The organism is Pseudomonas ovata (assembly GCF_003131185.1).
In the GTDB taxonomy this organism is placed as follows: Bacteria; Pseudomonadota; Gammaproteobacteria; order Pseudomonadales; family Pseudomonadaceae; genus Aquipseudomonas; species Aquipseudomonas ovata.
In genome coordinates, this window is record NZ_QFFU01000032.1 from 25609 (window position 1) to 39943 (window position 14335).

The 14335-nt window shown below is 64.1% G+C and carries 14 protein-coding genes and 1 riboswitch; of the genes, 9 read left to right on the top strand and 5 right to left on the bottom strand.

The features are described 5' to 3' along the window. From DGA31_RS26985 to DGA31_RS27010, 6 genes are all read left to right on the top strand, one after another. Positions 1 to 678: an OmpA/MotB family protein gene (locus tag DGA31_RS26985; RefSeq protein ID WP_109514589.1), complete on the top strand. Its 678-nt coding sequence runs from the start codon at positions 1 to 3 to the stop codon at positions 676 to 678. A gap of 77 nt (positions 679 to 755) precedes the next feature. Then, positions 756 to 960, top strand: a riboswitch (cobalamin riboswitch). A 126-nt stretch (positions 961 to 1086) separates the two neighbouring features. Next, positions 1087 to 3210, top strand: a complete 2124-nt coding sequence (locus tag DGA31_RS26990) for a TonB-dependent receptor (RefSeq protein ID WP_109514590.1) — start codon at positions 1087 to 1089, stop codon at positions 3208 to 3210. 47 nt (positions 3211 to 3257) lie between these two features. Next, positions 3258 to 4028 carry an ABC transporter ATP-binding protein gene (locus DGA31_RS26995; protein ID WP_109514591.1) on the top strand — a complete coding sequence of 257 codons (771 nt, stop codon included), beginning with the start codon at positions 3258 to 3260 and terminating at the stop codon, positions 4026 to 4028. Further along, positions 4025 to 4990 carry an ABC transporter substrate-binding protein gene (locus DGA31_RS27000; protein WP_109514592.1) on the top strand — a complete coding sequence of 322 codons (966 nt, stop codon included), beginning with the start codon at positions 4025 to 4027 and terminating at the stop codon, positions 4988 to 4990. The genes DGA31_RS26995 and DGA31_RS27000 overlap by 4 nt, the downstream gene beginning before the upstream one ends. Beyond that, entirely contained in the window at positions 4987 to 6009 is a 1023-nt protein-coding gene (locus DGA31_RS27005; RefSeq protein WP_421958013.1) for a FecCD family ABC transporter permease, read from the top strand. The genes DGA31_RS27000 and DGA31_RS27005 overlap by 4 nt, the downstream gene beginning before the upstream one ends. Positions 6010 to 6106: 97 nt before the next feature. After that, positions 6107 to 7006 carry an AEC family transporter gene (locus DGA31_RS27010; RefSeq protein WP_109514593.1) on the top strand — a complete coding sequence of 300 codons (900 nt, stop codon included), beginning with the start codon at positions 6107 to 6109 and terminating at the stop codon, positions 7004 to 7006. Positions 7007 to 7016: 10 nt separating this feature from the next. Here DGA31_RS27010 and DGA31_RS27015 read toward each other — a convergent pair whose 3' ends face one another. The 4 genes from DGA31_RS27015 to DGA31_RS27030 are packed head-to-tail and all read right to left on the bottom strand — an operon-like array spanning position 7017 to position 10513. Then, entirely contained in the window at positions 7017 to 7856 is an 840-nt protein-coding gene (locus DGA31_RS27015; protein WP_056837784.1) for a metal ABC transporter permease, read from the bottom strand. Further along, a complete protein-coding gene (locus DGA31_RS27020; protein ID WP_109514594.1) occupies positions 7853 to 8713 on the bottom strand; it encodes a metal ABC transporter permease in 861 nt (286 codons plus the stop codon). Before DGA31_RS27020 ends, DGA31_RS27015 begins: the two co-directional genes overlap by 4 nt. Continuing rightward, positions 8710 to 9594, bottom strand: coding sequence for a manganese/iron ABC transporter ATP-binding protein (locus DGA31_RS27025; RefSeq protein WP_109514595.1), 885 nt, complete (start codon positions 9592 to 9594; stop codon positions 8710 to 8712). Before DGA31_RS27025 ends, DGA31_RS27020 begins: the two co-directional genes overlap by 4 nt. Next, entirely contained in the window at positions 9587 to 10513 is a 927-nt protein-coding gene (locus DGA31_RS27030; protein ID WP_109514596.1) for a metal ABC transporter substrate-binding protein, read from the bottom strand. Before DGA31_RS27030 ends, DGA31_RS27025 begins: the two co-directional genes overlap by 8 nt. Positions 10514 to 10862: 349 nt before the next feature. Here DGA31_RS27030 and yghU point away from each other — a divergent pair, with 349 nt between their 5' ends. Both yghU and DGA31_RS27040 read left to right on the top strand, forming a co-directional pair. Then, the gene (yghU, locus tag DGA31_RS27035) at positions 10863 to 11702 is read left to right on the top strand and encodes a glutathione-dependent disulfide-bond oxidoreductase (protein ID WP_109514597.1); all 840 of its coding nucleotides are present in this window, start codon (positions 10863 to 10865) and stop codon (positions 11700 to 11702) included. A 173-nt stretch (positions 11703 to 11875) separates the two neighbouring features. Further along, the gene (locus tag DGA31_RS27040; protein ID WP_109514615.1) at positions 11876 to 12427 is read left to right on the top strand and encodes an ATP-dependent Clp protease proteolytic subunit; all 552 of its coding nucleotides are present in this window, start codon (positions 11876 to 11878) and stop codon (positions 12425 to 12427) included. Here DGA31_RS27040 and DGA31_RS27045 read toward each other — a convergent pair. Next, positions 12424 to 13188 (bottom strand): helix-turn-helix transcriptional regulator, encoded by a 765-nt coding sequence (locus DGA31_RS27045; RefSeq protein WP_109514598.1) that lies wholly within the window; start codon positions 13186 to 13188, stop codon positions 12424 to 12426. The genes DGA31_RS27040 and DGA31_RS27045 overlap by 4 nt on opposite strands. Positions 13189 to 13352: 164 nt before the next feature. Between DGA31_RS27045 and DGA31_RS27050 the strand changes: the two genes are divergently transcribed. Beyond that, positions 13353 to 14318 (top strand): PDR/VanB family oxidoreductase, encoded by a 966-nt coding sequence (locus DGA31_RS27050; protein ID WP_109514599.1) that lies wholly within the window; start codon positions 13353 to 13355, stop codon positions 14316 to 14318. Positions 14319 to 14335: the final 17 nt, after the last annotated feature.

Sequence of the window (14335 nt, forward strand, 5' to 3'; positions counted from 1 at the left end):
ATGAAAGAAAAGCCCAATGAATGGGTGTCCATCTCGGACCTGATGGCCGGCGTCATGGCGGTGATCATGCTGATGCTGGTGGTGTCGGTGTTGCAGAACAAGGCCGGCGAAGCCGCGGCCAAGGCCGAGCAGCAGATGCAGGACCTGGCGCGCAGCCAGGGCAATGCCGCACAACAGGCGCGCTTGCAGAGTCTGCTGACCGAGATGCAGGCGGACCTGGAGCGTACCGGTGAGGCGCAACTGGTCGAGATTGACATCGCCAACCGGCGCCTGACCCTGCCCGATGATGCCTTCGCCCGTGGCAGCGCCTGCATCACCCCGGCCACACGCGCCGTGCTGGGCAAGTTGAGTGTGCGGGTGGCGACCTTCATGACCGAGTCGGCGCAGGCACAGGTGCTGGTCGAAGGCCACACCGACAACCTGGCAGTCAACCGCCCGGTGACTGACTTTGCCCGCTACTGCACGGTGTACGACGACAACTACACGCTGTCGGCCGCCCGTGCCCGCGAGGCGCGCAAGCTGCTGATTCAGGCACTCGATGCGCAACAGGCCTTGCGCGTGGGGGTGGCCGGCTACGGTGACTCGCGCCCCAAACCCGGGATCGACCCGGCCAGTGCCTTGAACCGGCGGGTGGAGATCCAACTGGTGGTCGGCCGCCAGGTGACCGCCGAGTTGTAACCCTGACGGGGCCTGGGCCGTGCGATCGTGCATGGCCTGTGACATCTGCATTTGACGCCGCCGTTCATCGGTGGTCTTATCCCGCCCCAGTTTCAGGTGTCTCATGCCGCCGTGCATGAGGTGAAACGGGAAGCCGGTGCGTCACCTTGGTGATCAGTCCGGCGCTGCCCCCGCAACGGTAAGCGAGCGACCCCTTCGACACACCACTGTGCCCTGGCATGGGAAGGTGAAGGGATCGTGATCCTCGCAAGCCCGGAGACCGGCCTGAAACCTCTGTGTGGTGCCTCACCACACGCGTTGGCAATCCCGCGGTGGGCGGGCGCAGGCCGGTATCCGTGCGCCTGCGCGTGCGGTCCCCTATGCGTTATTCCCTCCGGGTTCATTCTTTCCTGATCGAGTTGGAATAGCATGTCCCGTTTCTACCCTTTGCACCTGAGCCTGTTGCCCTTGCTGGGCTTTTCCGGCACAGCCCTGGCCGACCCTGGCCCCCTGAACCTGCCGGCCACCTCAATCAGCGACGTCGCCGCACACGTCCCGCCAGACCTGAACACGCCCATGGCCACCGGTTCACGGCTTGAACTGACGCCCTTGCAGACCCCGGCCAGTCTCAGCCGTCTCGACAGCAAGACGATCGAGCAGCGCAACAACCAGAGCGTGCAGGAAGCGGTCAGCCGCGCGCCGGGTATTTCCAGCATCGTCGCGCCCGGCAACGGCAATACCGCGCTGTCGGCGCGGGGGTTTACCGGACACACGTCGGTGATGACGCTGTTCGACGGCGTACGGTTTTACACCGGGTTCGGCACCCAGACCTTTCCGGTCGACCCCTGGATGGTCGAGCACATCGATGTGCTCAACGGCCCGGCCTCGGTGCTGTATGGCGAAGGCGCCACCGGTGCAACGATCAATGTGGTGTCGAAAAAACCGTTCGACGGGCCGATCCGCAATCGCCTGCGCGTCGGCTATGGCTCTTATGATCGCCAGCAGACCGCCCTGGACAGCGGCGGCTCGCTGAGCGAGCGCCTGAGCTACCGCCTGACCCTCAACCAGCAGCAAAGCAACGGCTGGGTCGCTCACGGTGATTCGCGCAGCGAGGCCTTGAGCGCTGCCCTGCGCTGGCAGGCCAGCGATGACCTGAGTGTCACCCTCGCCCATGAGCGCGGCGACAGCGAGCCGGCAACCTGGTTCGGCACGCCGCTGATCGACGGCCATTACCGTGACAGCCTGCGTGACAAGAACCACAACATCCGCAATGCCGTGCAGCGCTACAGCGACGAATGGACCCGTCTCAACGCCGACTGGCAGATCAGCGATACGCTCAGCGCCAGCAACCAGGTGTACTGGATCAAGAGCCGCCGCCACTGGCGCAATGCCGAGGTCTATGACTGGCGCGCCAGCCAGGGCCGGTTGCTGCGTGGCGAGTACCTGGAGATCAAGCACGACCAGGAGCAGATCGGCGACCGCCAGACCTTTACGTTGCAGCATTCATTGCTAGGGCTGGACAGCCGCACGGTGGTCGGCGCCGAGTACAACAAGATCCGCTTCGCGGTCGGTAACAATTCGCCGTACACGGATGTCGGCGGCGACTACATCGACCCGTGGCAACCGGCCGCCGGCGACTTCCAGAGCCAGTCGCCGTACCGGCCGCTGGCCGATACGCAGACCCGCACCTTGGCCCTGTTTGCCGAAAACCGCCTGCAACTGTCCGAGCGCTGGTCGCTGGTGACCGGCGTGCGCCGCGACCAGAACCAGCTTGAGCGCAACGACAAGCGCACCGACATCCGTAGCGACCGCCGCCTGACCGGCGGCAACTGGCGTGCCGGGCTGGTGTTCGCGGTCACCGATCAACTGTCGTTGTATGGTCAGTACTCGACCAGCGAAGACGGGGTCAGCAACCTGATCACTCTCAACCCCAGCCAGCAACAGATGGACCTGACCGAGGCCAGGCAGACCGAGCTGGGCTTGAAGCAGGCGTTCCGGGACGGCCGTGGTGAGTGGACCCTGGCGGCGTACCACATCGTCAAGAACAAGGTGCTGACCTTCGACCCGGTCAGCCGCCTCAGCCAGCAGGCCGGCCAGCAGTCGTCCGATGGCCTGGAAGCCAGCCTCGACCTGCAACTGGGGTACGGCTGGCAGGTGGCGGCCAACGCCTCGGTGGTGCGCGCCAAATACGATGATTTCGACGAAAACGTCGATGGCATCAGCGTGTCACGCGCCGGCAATCGGCCGACTGACGTGCCCCGGCGCACGGCCAACCTGTGGCTGAACAAGGCCCTGACCGAGCAACTGGACACCGGCGTGGGCCTGCGTTATGTCGATGCGCGTTATGCCAATACCGCCAACACCGCCCAAGTGCCGGGCTACACCGTGGTGGACGCCAACCTTGACTGGCAGGTGCTGCCCGAGGTGAGTCTGGGGCTGCAACTGTATAACCTGCTGGACCGGCGCTATGCGGTGACGGCGCAGAACAGCGCCCGGCAATGGCTGATGGGCCAGCCGCGCTCGCTGTTCGTCACCGCTGACTACCGTTTCTGATGCACATGGCGCAGACACTGAGCCTGCGCCCTCGACAAGGAGTGTTTATGCCCCGTCTGAGCCTTGAAGGGCTGGCATGGGAGGCCGGGCGGGCGTTCCGGCTGGCCGACATCGACCTGCAGGTCGGTGCGCAGGAATTCGTCGGCCTGATCGGTCCCAATGGCAGCGGCAAGAGCAGCCTGCTGCACTGTGCCTGGCGCTTGCATCAACCCACCGCCGGCCAGGTGCGGCTCGATGGCCAGGACCTGTGGCAGCAGTCAGCCCGCTGGAGCGCGCGGCGCATGGCCGTGGTGCAGCAGGAGTTCCCCCAGGACTTCGGCCTGCGGGTGCTGGATGTCGTGCACCTGGGCCGGGCGCCGCACAAGGGCCTGTTCGAAGGGCACAGCGCGGCGGACCTGGCGCTGGTCGAGCAGGCCCTGCAACGCACCGGCCTGCATGAGTATGGCGAGCGCCTGTTCGCCAGCCTGTCGGGCGGTGAGAAGCAGCGCGTGCTGCTGGCCCGCGCCCTGGTGCAGCAACCCGAGCTGTTGATTCTCGACGAGCCGACCAATCATCTGGACCCGCGCTATCAACTGCAATTGCTGCAACTGTTGCGGCGCCTGAAGCTCGCCACCCTGGCCAGCTTTCATGACCTGAACCTGGCTGCGGCGTTCTGCGACCGCTTGTATGTGCTGCGTGACGGTCGCTTGATCGCCAGCGGCACGCCCACCGAGGTGCTGACCGCCGAACTGTTGCTTGATGTATTCGGCGTACAGGCCCTGGTCGACACCCACCCGCTGGCCCCTCATCCACGCATTACCTGGATAACCCACGCATGATCCGCACCCTTTTCCTGTACCTGGCGCTGGCCTGTGCGGCTGTCGCCGAGGCCAGCGACTACCCGCTGACCGTGCGCAGTTGCGAGCGCGACGTGACCTTCACCCAGGCGCCGCAACGTGCTGTCAGCCATGACCTGAACATGACCGACATGCTGCTGGCGCTGGGCTTGCGCGAACGCATGGTCGGCTTTACCGGCATCAGCGGCTGGAAAACCCTCGACCCCGCGCTGCGGGCCCAACTGGCCGGCCTGCCGGAAATCGCCCCCCGCCACCCGTCGGTGGAGAACCTGCTGGCAGCCGGCGCCGACCTGTACGTGGCCGGCTGGAACTACGGCATGCGCGTCGGCGGCCCGGTGACCCCACAGACCCTGGCGCCGTTGGGCATTGCCGTGTACGAATTGAGCGAATCGTGTTCGTTCGTCATGGGACAGCATGAGGCACGCTTTGCCGACCTGTACAACGACCTGCGCAACCTGGGCCGGATCTTTTCCGTCGAGGCCCGCGCCCAGGTGCTGATCGATCAGACCCGGCAGCGGGTGCAGCGCGTGCAGGCAGCCTTGGGCGACAACCCGGTGCGTCCCCGGGTGTTTCTGTATGACAGTGGCGAGGATCGACCACTGACCTCGGGCCGGCTGGGCATGCCCCAGGCGCTGATCCAGGGCGCCGGCGGGCATAACGTGATGGACGATGTCAGCGGCAGCTGGGTCTCGGTCAACTGGGAAAGCGTGGTGGAGCGTAACCCCGAGGTCATGGTGATCGTCGATTACGGCCCGACGTCCTGGCAGGCCAAGCGTGACTTTCTGCTGCAGCACCCGGCCCTGCAAAGCGTCGATGCCATCCGCCATCAGCGCTTTGTGGTGCTGAGCTATATCCAGGCCACGCCGTCGCTGCACAACGCGCAGGCCCTGGAAATCCTCGCCCAGGCGCTGCATCCGGAACGGTTTGCCGAGGCCGCGCGGTGAAAGGCCCGGTGAGTCGTCGCGGCTACGGCGCCTTGGTCTTATTGCTGCTGGTGTTGCTGGTGCTCTCATGCCTGCTGGCGCTGGGCTTTGGGCCGGCGCACCTGTCGCCGATGCAGGTGGGCGGCATCGTGCTGCAACAGCTGGGTTTTGCCATCGACGGTCCCTGGAGCCGGGGTCAGGAGCAGATCGTCTGGCTGATCCGCGCACCCCGGGTGCTGCTGGGCGCGCTGGTGGGGGCCGGACTGGCGATGGTCGGCACGGCCTTGCAGGCGGTGACCCGCAACCCGCTGGCCGACCCGCATTTATTGGGGGTCAGTGCCGGGGCGGCGCTGGGTGCGGTGCTGGTGGTGATGCACCTGGGCGCGTTCGCCGGCGCCTTGAGCCTGCCACTGGCGGCGTTCGTCGGAGCGCTGGGCAGCATGTTGCTGGTGCTCAGCCTGGCCAGCCGGCAGGGGCGGCTGGAAAGCGACCGGCTGCTGCTGGCCGGCGTGGCGGTGTCGTTTGTGCTGATGGCCGTGGTCAACCTGCTGCTGTATATCGGCGATCCGCATGCGGCCGGCTCGGTGATGTTCTGGATGCTCGGCGGCCTGGGCCTGGCGCGCTGGGACATGCTTGGCCTGCCGGCGCTGTGTGTACTGGCGGGCCTGATCGCCCTGCTCGCCCTGGCCCGCCCGCTCAATGCCCTGATGAGCGGCGAACACACTGCCGTCAGCCTGGGCTTTGACACGCGTCGGGTGCGCTGGCAGGTGTTTATCAGCACCTCGCTGCTGACCGGGGTGCTGGTGTCGTTGTCCGGGGCCATTGGTTTTGTCGGGCTGATGCTGCCGCACATGGCGCGCTATCTGGTCGGAGCCGAGCACCGACGGCTGATCCCGGTCAGCGCCCTGCTCGGCGCGCTGTTTCTGGTCTGGGTCGATGTGGCGGCACGTACCCTGATCGCGCCGCAGGACCTGCCGATCGGTATTGCCACAGCCGCATTGGGCGGGGTGTTTTTCGTGCTGCTGTTGCGCAGGCGCTGAATCCGGGCGGTGGACAGCTCTGGATCAAGGCGGCACAGTGTGCGGCGCTGTGCACACAGCCCCCAGACTGCCCCCGATGACCCGAATGGAAGCCCCCATGGAGTTCGAGATTCTCACCCGCGTCCTGTTTCAGATCGGCATTGCCGGCCTGGGTTATGTCGCCGGTCGCCAGTTGCAGATCAAGGCCCAGGACCTGGCCACGCTGCTGATCTATGTCATTTCTCCGGTGGCGATTTTCCAGGCCATCTACCTGTCGCCGGCCGACTGGTCGTACCTGACCTATTCGCTGGGCACCTACCTGGTGGCCTCCAGCGCCGGGGTGCTGGCACTGTTCAGTGCCCGGCTGTTCTGGAAGGACGCCCGTGCCAACCTGCTGGGTTTTGCCGGCGGCACCGGCAACACCGGCTATTTCGCCCTGCCGATTCTGTTCGCGCTGTTTGCCCCACCGCAGATCGCCATCGGCATTTTCATCATCATTGGCTGCGCGCTGTATGAATTCACCGTGGGCTACTTCATCGTCGCCCGCGGGGTGATGACCGCCCGTCAATGCCTGCTGCGCATCGCCCGCCTGCCGATCCTGTATGCCGCTGCACTGGCCATGGGCCTGAAAACCTTCGGGATCACGATCAGCCCGATCCTGATCAGCGGCCTGGACACTTTCAAGGGCGCCTACAGCGTGCTGGGCATGATGGCCATCGGCATCACGCTGTCGAGCTTTCGCAAGCTGGAAATCGACTGGAAATTCATGGCCTTTGCCTTGGGCTGGAAGCACCTGGCCTATCCGTTGTTCGGCGGGCTGGTGTGCTACCTGTTGCTCGACCTGCCGACCACCACCCTGGCGGTGGTGGCGCTGATGCTGTCCACGCCCATGGCCAGCAACACCGTACTGATTGCCAATAACCTGGGCGTGCACCCGGAAAAGGCCGCGATGGCGGTGATGGCCAGTACCCTGATGGCGCTGGTGTCAGTGCCGCTGGCGGTGACCCTGATCACTTGATCGGGCCCTTTCAGGTCGCCCTGGCGCTGCGTGCCTGCTGCACGGTGGTACGGATGAACGCGCCGATGAACAGCATCGTGTACAACAGCACGATGGTCGGCGCCGGGGCGCTGTCGATGAAAAACGCCAGGTACACCCCCAGAAACGCCGCTGCGACGGCAATCGCCATGGCCATCAGCAACATGGCCTTGAAGGTACGGGTCAGCAGCAGGGCAATGGCCCCCGGGGCGATCAACAGGGAAATCGCCAGGATGATGCCGGCGGCCTTGAGCGCACCGACGATGGTCAGCGAGATCAGGCTTAGCAGCCCGTAGTGCAACAGCCGCACGCGCAGCCCGACCGCCCGGGCATGGGCCGGATCGAAGGCGTGCAGCAGCAGGTCCTTCCATTTCAGGCCAATGATTAACAGTGTCAGTGCCGCAATCGCGGCCGAGCCCAGGATGTCTTGCCGGCCGACGCCCAGAATGTCACCGAACAGGATGTGGTCCAGGTGCACGCTGGACTCGATCTTCACGTACAGCACCAGGCCCAGGCCGAACATGCCCGAGTACACCACGCCCATCACCGTGTCCTGTTTGATACGGCTGTTGTCCTTGAGAAAACCCGAGGCGATGGCGCAGCCCATGCCAGCGACAAAGGCACCGATGGCGTAGGGAATGTTGATGATGTAGGCAATGACCACGCCTGGAAACACTGCGTGGGACACTGCATCGCCCATCAGCGCCCAGCCGCGCAGCACCAGAAAGCACGACAACAAGGCCATCGGCAGCGAGACCAGCACCGCGACGATCAGCGCATTGACCATGAAGTCGAACTGCAACGGACTGAGCAGCCATTCCAGCAGGCTCATGGCGTCACCTCCAGGGCCACGCGACCCCGCCGGCGCGACGCCAGCATGCCGTGCTTGGGGGCCAGGAAGAACGCGCCGAGGAAGATCAGCGTCTGCAACACGACAATGATGCCGCCGGTGGCGCCGTCGAGAAAGTAGCTCAGGTAGGCGCCGCAAAAACTGGTCAATGCGCCGATACTCACCGCAATGATCAGCAGCCGCTCGAAGCGGTCGGTGAGCAGGTAGGCCGTGGCCCCCGGCGTGATGACCATGCAGATCACCAGAAAGGCCCCGACGGTCTGCAAGGCCGCGACCGTACAGGCCGACAGCAAGGTAAAGAAAACGCCCTTGAGCAGGGTCGGGTTCAGGCCGATGGAGCGCGCATGGCTTTCATCGAAGAAGGTCACCATCAGGTCTTTCCATTTGGCGATCAGGATCAGCAGTGACACCACGCCGATGATCACCAGTTGCAGCGTGTCGGTGGGGCTGATGGCGAGGATATTGCCTTGCACAATGGTCTGGATGTTCACCGAGGTGGGCGACAGCGAGACCATGAACAGCCCAAGGCCAAAGAACGAGGTGAAGATCAGGCCGATGATCACATCCTCCTTGAGCTTGCTGCGCTGGTTGAGAAACAGCATGCACGCCGCCGCCAGCCCGCCGGAAAAGAAGGCGCCGACCGAGAACGGCAGGCCGAGCATGTAGGCACCGGCCACACCGGGCACGATCGAGTGCGACAGTGCATCGCCGATCAGCGACCAGCCGCGCAGCATCAGGTAGCACGACAGAAAGGCGCACACCCCGCCGACCAGGGCCGAGACCCACATGGCGTTGCGCATGTATTCGTAAGCGAACGGATCGAGCAGGCTGGCAATCACGATGGCGAGGCTCCGTCGCCCCGGCGGCTGGCCACACCGTCGCGGATCACCAGCGGCCGCTCATCGTCGGTAAAGATGCCGACCCGCTGCCCGGCATCGCCCAAGGCATGGTTGATCATGAAGTGCCGCAGCACGCCGCCGAAAGCCTGTTCCAGGTTGCCCTGGGTGAACACCTCTTCGGTCAGGCCGTAGGCCAGCACGGTGTTTTTCACCAGCACGGTGCGGTCGCAGAACTCCGGCACCGAGCCCAGGTTGTGGGTCGAGACCAGCATCACCCGCCCCTCATCACGCAACTCACGCAGCAGCGCGATGATCTGGTCTTCGGTATTGACGTCGACCCCGGTGAACGGCTCGTCGAGCAGAATGACCCGACCATCCTGGGCCAGCGCCCGGGCCAGGAACACGCGCTTTTTCTGCCCGCCGGACAGTTCGCCGATCTGGCGCCTGGCCAGTTCGGTCATGCCCACCCGCGCCAGCGCGGCCGCCACGGCCTCGCGGTCCTGCTTGCGGGCGATGCGCAACATGCCCATGTGGCCATAACGGCCCATCATCACCACGTCTTCGACCAGCACCGGAAAGCTCCAGTCAACCTCCTCGGCCTGCGGCACATAGGCCACCAGGTTGCGCTTGAGCACCTCGCGCACCGACAACCCCAGCACGCGGATGTCGCCCCGGGCCAGGCCGACAAAACCCATCAAGGCCTTGAACAGGGTCGATTTGCCGGCGCCATTGACGCCCACCAGGGCGGTGATGGTGCCGGCCGGGATGCTGAAGCTGGCCTCGCGCAGGGCGGTGTGGCCATTGCGGTAGGTCACCGTGACATCGGTCACGTCAATGCCGGGTCCGCCCAGGTGCCCGGTTGCGATCGTCGAATCAGTCATGGGGCTGTCCAGCCTGCAGGCCTTTGGCCAGGGTTTCGAGGGTTACGCGCAGCAGGTCGATGTAGGTCGGCACCGGGCCTTCGGGCTCGCTGAGCGAGTCGACATACAGGACACCACCGTAATGCGCGCCGGTTTCGCGGGCAACCTGGCGGGCCGGTTTATCCGACACGGTGCTTTCGCTGAACACCGTGGCAATGTGCTGCTCCCTGACCTGATCAATGACCTTGCGCACCTGCTGCGGCGTGCCTTGCTGGTCGGCGTTGATCGGCCACAGGTACAGTTCCTTGAGCGCCAGGTCGCGGGCAAGGTAAGAGAACGCCCCCTCACTGGTGACCAGCCATTTCTGGGCCGCGGCGATCTGTTGCACCTGCTCGCGTAACGGTGTGATCGCCGCCTGGATGCGGGCCTTGTAGGCCTCGGCATTGCGGCGGTAGGTGTCGGCATTGGCCGGGTCGTACTGGATGAAGGCATCGCGGATGTTATCGACGTAGATCAGCGCATTGGCCGAGGACATCCAGGCATGCGGGTTGGGCTTGCCGGTGTACGGCCCCTCGCCGATGCTCATGGGCTCGATGCCTTGGGACACCACCACGCTGGGGACATTCTTGAGATTCTGGAAGAATTTTTCGAACCACAGTTCCAGGTTCAGGCCGTTCCACAGGATCAGTTGTGCGCCCTGGGCACGGCGCAGGTCGCCCGGTGTGGGCGAGTAGTTGTGGATTTCGGCGCCGGGCCTGGTGATTGATTCCACCGTAGCGGCTTCGCCTGCGACATTGCGCGCCATGTCGGCAATGACGGTAAAGGTGGTGACCACCTTGAGTTTGTCCTGGGCCTGCGCCGCAAGCGTCGTGGTCAGGGCCAGTACGGCGAGCACGGCGCCGGCGGCCAGGCGTGTCCATCCCTTGTCGCGATTGAGCATGTGCAGCACCTCTTGGCGGGTAGACCTCAGATAGGGTGAATCACCACGCGAGCGCTGCGATGCCAAGACAAATCAATGACCTGCAAAAGCGGGCAACCTGGATGGGATTGATTTTCATTATGATTTCTTATGCCGCATCCAGCAAGGCGGCTTTGCTATCACGGCCGATGGTGATTACCTATAGCCTTGATGTACATGCATCGACAGGCGCTGCATCGGGGCTGCCCATCCGGCACAACCTGCGCCATGATGGCGTCTGTCCAGACCGATATACGGCCTGATTCTGACCCTTAGAATACCGTCGCGCCTTGCTCAGCCATCGGCGGCGACCTCCAGGAGATTTTCCGGCATGACCCAACCCGTTTACGTTCCGCCCAAGGTATGGACCCACGAAGCCCCCTCCGGCGGCAACTTTGCCAGCATCAACCGGCCAGTCGCCGGTCCTACTCACGACAAGGCCCTGCCGGTCGGCCAGCACCCGCTGCAACTGCACTCGCTGGCCACGCCCAATGGCGTGAAAGTGACCATCCTGCTTGAAGAGCTGTTGGCCCTGGGACACACCGGCGCGGAATACGATGCCTGGCTGATCCGCATCGGTGAAGGCGAGCAGTTTTCCAGTGGCTTTGTCGAGATCAACCCCAATTCGAAGATTCCGGCACTGCTGGACCGCAGCGTCGAGCCACCGATTCGCTTGTTCGAGTCGGGCTCGATTCTGCTGTATCTGGCAGAGAAGTTCGGCGAATTCCTGCCCAAGGACCCGGCCGGTCGTGCCGAAACCCTGAACTGGCTGTTCTGGCAAATGGGCGCGGCGCCCTACCTGGGCGGCGGCTTCGGGCATTTCTATGCCTATGCACCCGAAAAACTGGAGTACCCGATCAATCGCTTCGCCATGGAAGCCAAGCGCCAGCTGGATGTGCTTGATCGGCGCCTGGCCGAAAGCCCGTACCTGGGCGGCGACACCTACAGCATTGCCGACATTGCGGTCTGGCCGTGGTACGGCCAACTGGTGCGTGGCCACCTGTACTCGGCAGCCGAATTCCTGTCAGTGCAGGACTACACCCACGTGCAGCGCTGGGCCGAGGACATTGCCAAACGCCCGGCCGTGCAGCGCGGTCAGCGGGTCAACCGCACCTGGGGCGATGAAGCCAGCCAGGTGGCCGAGCGTCACGAAGCAGCCGACCTGGACTGAGGTTAAGGCGTGCCCAGGCGTCAAGCCTGGGCACGCCGTGTGGCGCACCGTGCAACGGTCAATCGAAAGCGTTGCTATTCTCTGGATAAGCAATATCGACATTCGATGTGGAGCGCTCCTATCAGGCCCCTGAAACCCTGCTGTCAGCGCTCATCGACAATGAGGTGCTGGACATGGCGGTTCATATCATCAATTTCACGGCCCCGATCAACTCGGCCACCTGCGGCAAACTGATTGAAAAAGCCTCGTTGGCTGCACAACAGCAAGCCACTCGCCTGGTGATCAACCTGGCAACCATGGGCGGCGAATGCAGTTATGGCTTCAGCCTGTACAACTTTCTCCTGACCCTGCCCATGCCGGTGCACACCCATAACCTGGGCACGATCGAATCGATGGGCAATGTCATCTTCATGGCCGGCGAGCACCGCACCGCCTGCCCGCACAGCAAGTTTCTGTTCCACCCCTTTCACTGGCACCTCAGCGGCGCGGTGGATCACTCACGGATGTCCGAGTACACCATGAGCCTGGACTACGACATGCACCTGTACTGCCGCATCCTGGCCGAGCGCACCCAGGGCGCGCAGGAAACCCTTGAAACCGAAAAGTACCTGACGGCCGCCCCGCGCATCCTCGACCCGCAACAGGCTCTGGCGTGCGGGGTGATCCATGCCATCGACGCGCCGCTGCTCACCGACGAGCATGTGAGTCATTGCGTTCATAACTAACTCGCGAACAAGGCGAACAGCTGGCTGCGAAAGTTTATCCCCAGCCGCTGGAATGCCCGGTTGCGGTAGGTTTTCACGGTGCTTTCCTTGATGCCCAGGTCGGCGGCGATCCCGGCGTGGGTCATGCCCTGCAGCAAACGGCTGCAGATGTTCAATTCTTGCACGGTAAGGTCGGGACAGCGCTGCAGCAACGGCTGGCGGTGATCATTGGCCGGCTGAAGACCGGTCAGGGCCAGGTGCCCCCGCACCAGCTGCAACAGCGCCGGATTGAGCGCTTCGCACATCTGCAACTCACGGTCGTTGAAGAACCCTTGATCCTGATGCCTGTAGAGGTTGAACTGCACGGGACGGGCCTGTTCATCCAGATAGACGCTCGACACGCGCTCAATCATGTCATGGCGCACATAGATCGCTTCGCGATAAGGCAGATGGCGGATGTCCTCGGCCAGCAGATGACCTACCAGACCCGGCGTGGCCTTCATGGGCTCGAACAAGGGATCATGGCGGTGATAGTGCTCGATATAGGCCTGACCGCAGCGCAGCACCAGGCCCGGGTCGTGATGACGGGTGCCGGCAGCCAAAAGCTGTGGCCGGGCACCGTCCATGCGCAGCACGGAAAAATGCTGACAGGCCGCCCATTGCCCCAGGTACTCCAGCAGTGCGACCGGAAAGTTTGCGGTGCCCAGAGCGCACGCCAGGGCGCTGAAAACACGGACGTCTGCAGGCAGGGTCGATGCCTGGGGGGTGCTGAGCCGGATCATGCCGCCCTCGGACAATTATTGTTATGGGGTCGGATCAACAGATAGTTAACCTGTTAATCATCAGTCTGCTGGCAATCCCCGGCCTTGTCCACTTCAGGGATGACAGCCCTGCCCCGCCCTCACCCGTAAGCTGGCGCCGACAACAACAATGACCGGAACAGCTGATGAACCTTCATCCCTTGAACCTGCGCGTCACCCACTACGCGGCTGAAGCCAAGGACGTGGTGCTGATCGAACTGCGTGCAGCCGATGACCAGCCTCTTGCGCCCTTCACTGCAGGCGCGCACCTGGAACTGCTCATCGCCGGCCACTTGCCTCGGCACTATTCGCTGCTCAACGACCCTCGGGAACGGGATCGTTATGTCATCGCCGTGGGCCTGCCCCCTGAAAGCCGCGGCGGATCACGCTTTGTGCATCAGCAATTGCGCCTGGGCGACACGCTGGCCAGCAGCCTTCCACGCAACCATTTTGCGCTGGACGAACGCTTGCAGCGCTACTGCCTGGTGGCCGGCGGCATCGGCATTACCCCCATCCTGGCGATGCTGCGCTGGTGCCAGGCCAACGACAAGGACTGGCGGCTGGTGTACTGCGTGCGCAACCGGCAGCGCGCCGCGTTCTACGAAGTCCTGCGCGACCTGGCCCCTGGCCGGGTGCACCTGCACCTCACCGACGAGGCGGGATGTCATCTCGACGTCGCGGGTCTGCTTGATTCGCTGCACGGCGATGAGCACCTGTACGCCTGCGGCCCGGCCCCCATGCTCGACGCCCTGAATGCTGCGGCCGGGCCTCGCCGCGAGCGCGTGCACGTCGAACGGTTCAACGCAGCACCACCGGGCACAGAGCCGGGCAGCCCTGAAGCCGACAGCGGTTTTACCCTGCATTTGCAGCGCAGTGACCGCAGCCTTTGGGTCGCCCCCGGCCAAAGCATTCTCGAGGCCCTTGAGGCCGATGGCATCAATCTGCCGTTCTCGTGCCGGGCAGGCCTCTGCGGCAGTTGCGAGACGCCTGTGTGCGCAGGAGTGCCGGACCACCGTGACCTGATCCTCTCGGAAACCGACAAGGCCGAAGGCCGCAGCCTGATGATCTGTGTTTCCAGGGCCCTGAGCGAACGCCTGGTGCTGGATCTCTGAACCGTTTCAATTCCCTG

Excerpts from the sequence above, each read along its gene's own strand:
- DGA31_RS26990 (WP_109514590.1), top strand. The coding sequence starts at position 1,087 with ATGTCCCGTTTCTACCCTTTGCACCTGAGCCTGTTGCCCTTGCTGGGC.
- DGA31_RS27010 (WP_109514593.1), top strand. The coding sequence starts at position 6,107 with ATGGAGTTCGAGATTCTCACCCGCGTCCTGTTTCAGATCGGCATTGCC.
- DGA31_RS26995 (WP_109514591.1), top strand. The coding sequence starts at position 3,258 with ATGCCCCGTCTGAGCCTTGAAGGGCTGGCATGGGAGGCCGGGCGGGCG.
- DGA31_RS27000 (WP_109514592.1), top strand. The coding sequence starts at position 4,025 with ATGATCCGCACCCTTTTCCTGTACCTGGCGCTGGCCTGTGCGGCTGTC.
- DGA31_RS27015 (WP_056837784.1), bottom strand. The coding sequence starts at position 7,856 with ATGAGCCTGCTGGAATGGCTGCTCAGTCCGTTGCAGTTCGACTTCATG.
- DGA31_RS27045 (WP_109514598.1), bottom strand. The coding sequence starts at position 13,188 with ATGATCCGGCTCAGCACCCCCCAGGCATCGACCCTGCCTGCAGACGTC.
- DGA31_RS27040 (WP_109514615.1), top strand. The coding sequence starts at position 11,876 with ATGGCGGTTCATATCATCAATTTCACGGCCCCGATCAACTCGGCCACC.
- DGA31_RS26985 (WP_109514589.1), top strand. The coding sequence starts at position 1 with ATGAAAGAAAAGCCCAATGAATGGGTGTCCATCTCGGACCTGATGGCC.
- yghU (WP_109514597.1), top strand. The coding sequence starts at position 10,863 with ATGACCCAACCCGTTTACGTTCCGCCCAAGGTATGGACCCACGAAGCC.
- DGA31_RS27050 (WP_109514599.1), top strand. The coding sequence starts at position 13,353 with ATGAACCTTCATCCCTTGAACCTGCGCGTCACCCACTACGCGGCTGAA.
- DGA31_RS27025 (WP_109514595.1), bottom strand. The coding sequence starts at position 9,594 with ATGACTGATTCGACGATCGCAACCGGGCACCTGGGCGGACCCGGCATT.
- DGA31_RS27030 (WP_109514596.1), bottom strand. The coding sequence starts at position 10,513 with ATGCTCAATCGCGACAAGGGATGGACACGCCTGGCCGCCGGCGCCGTG.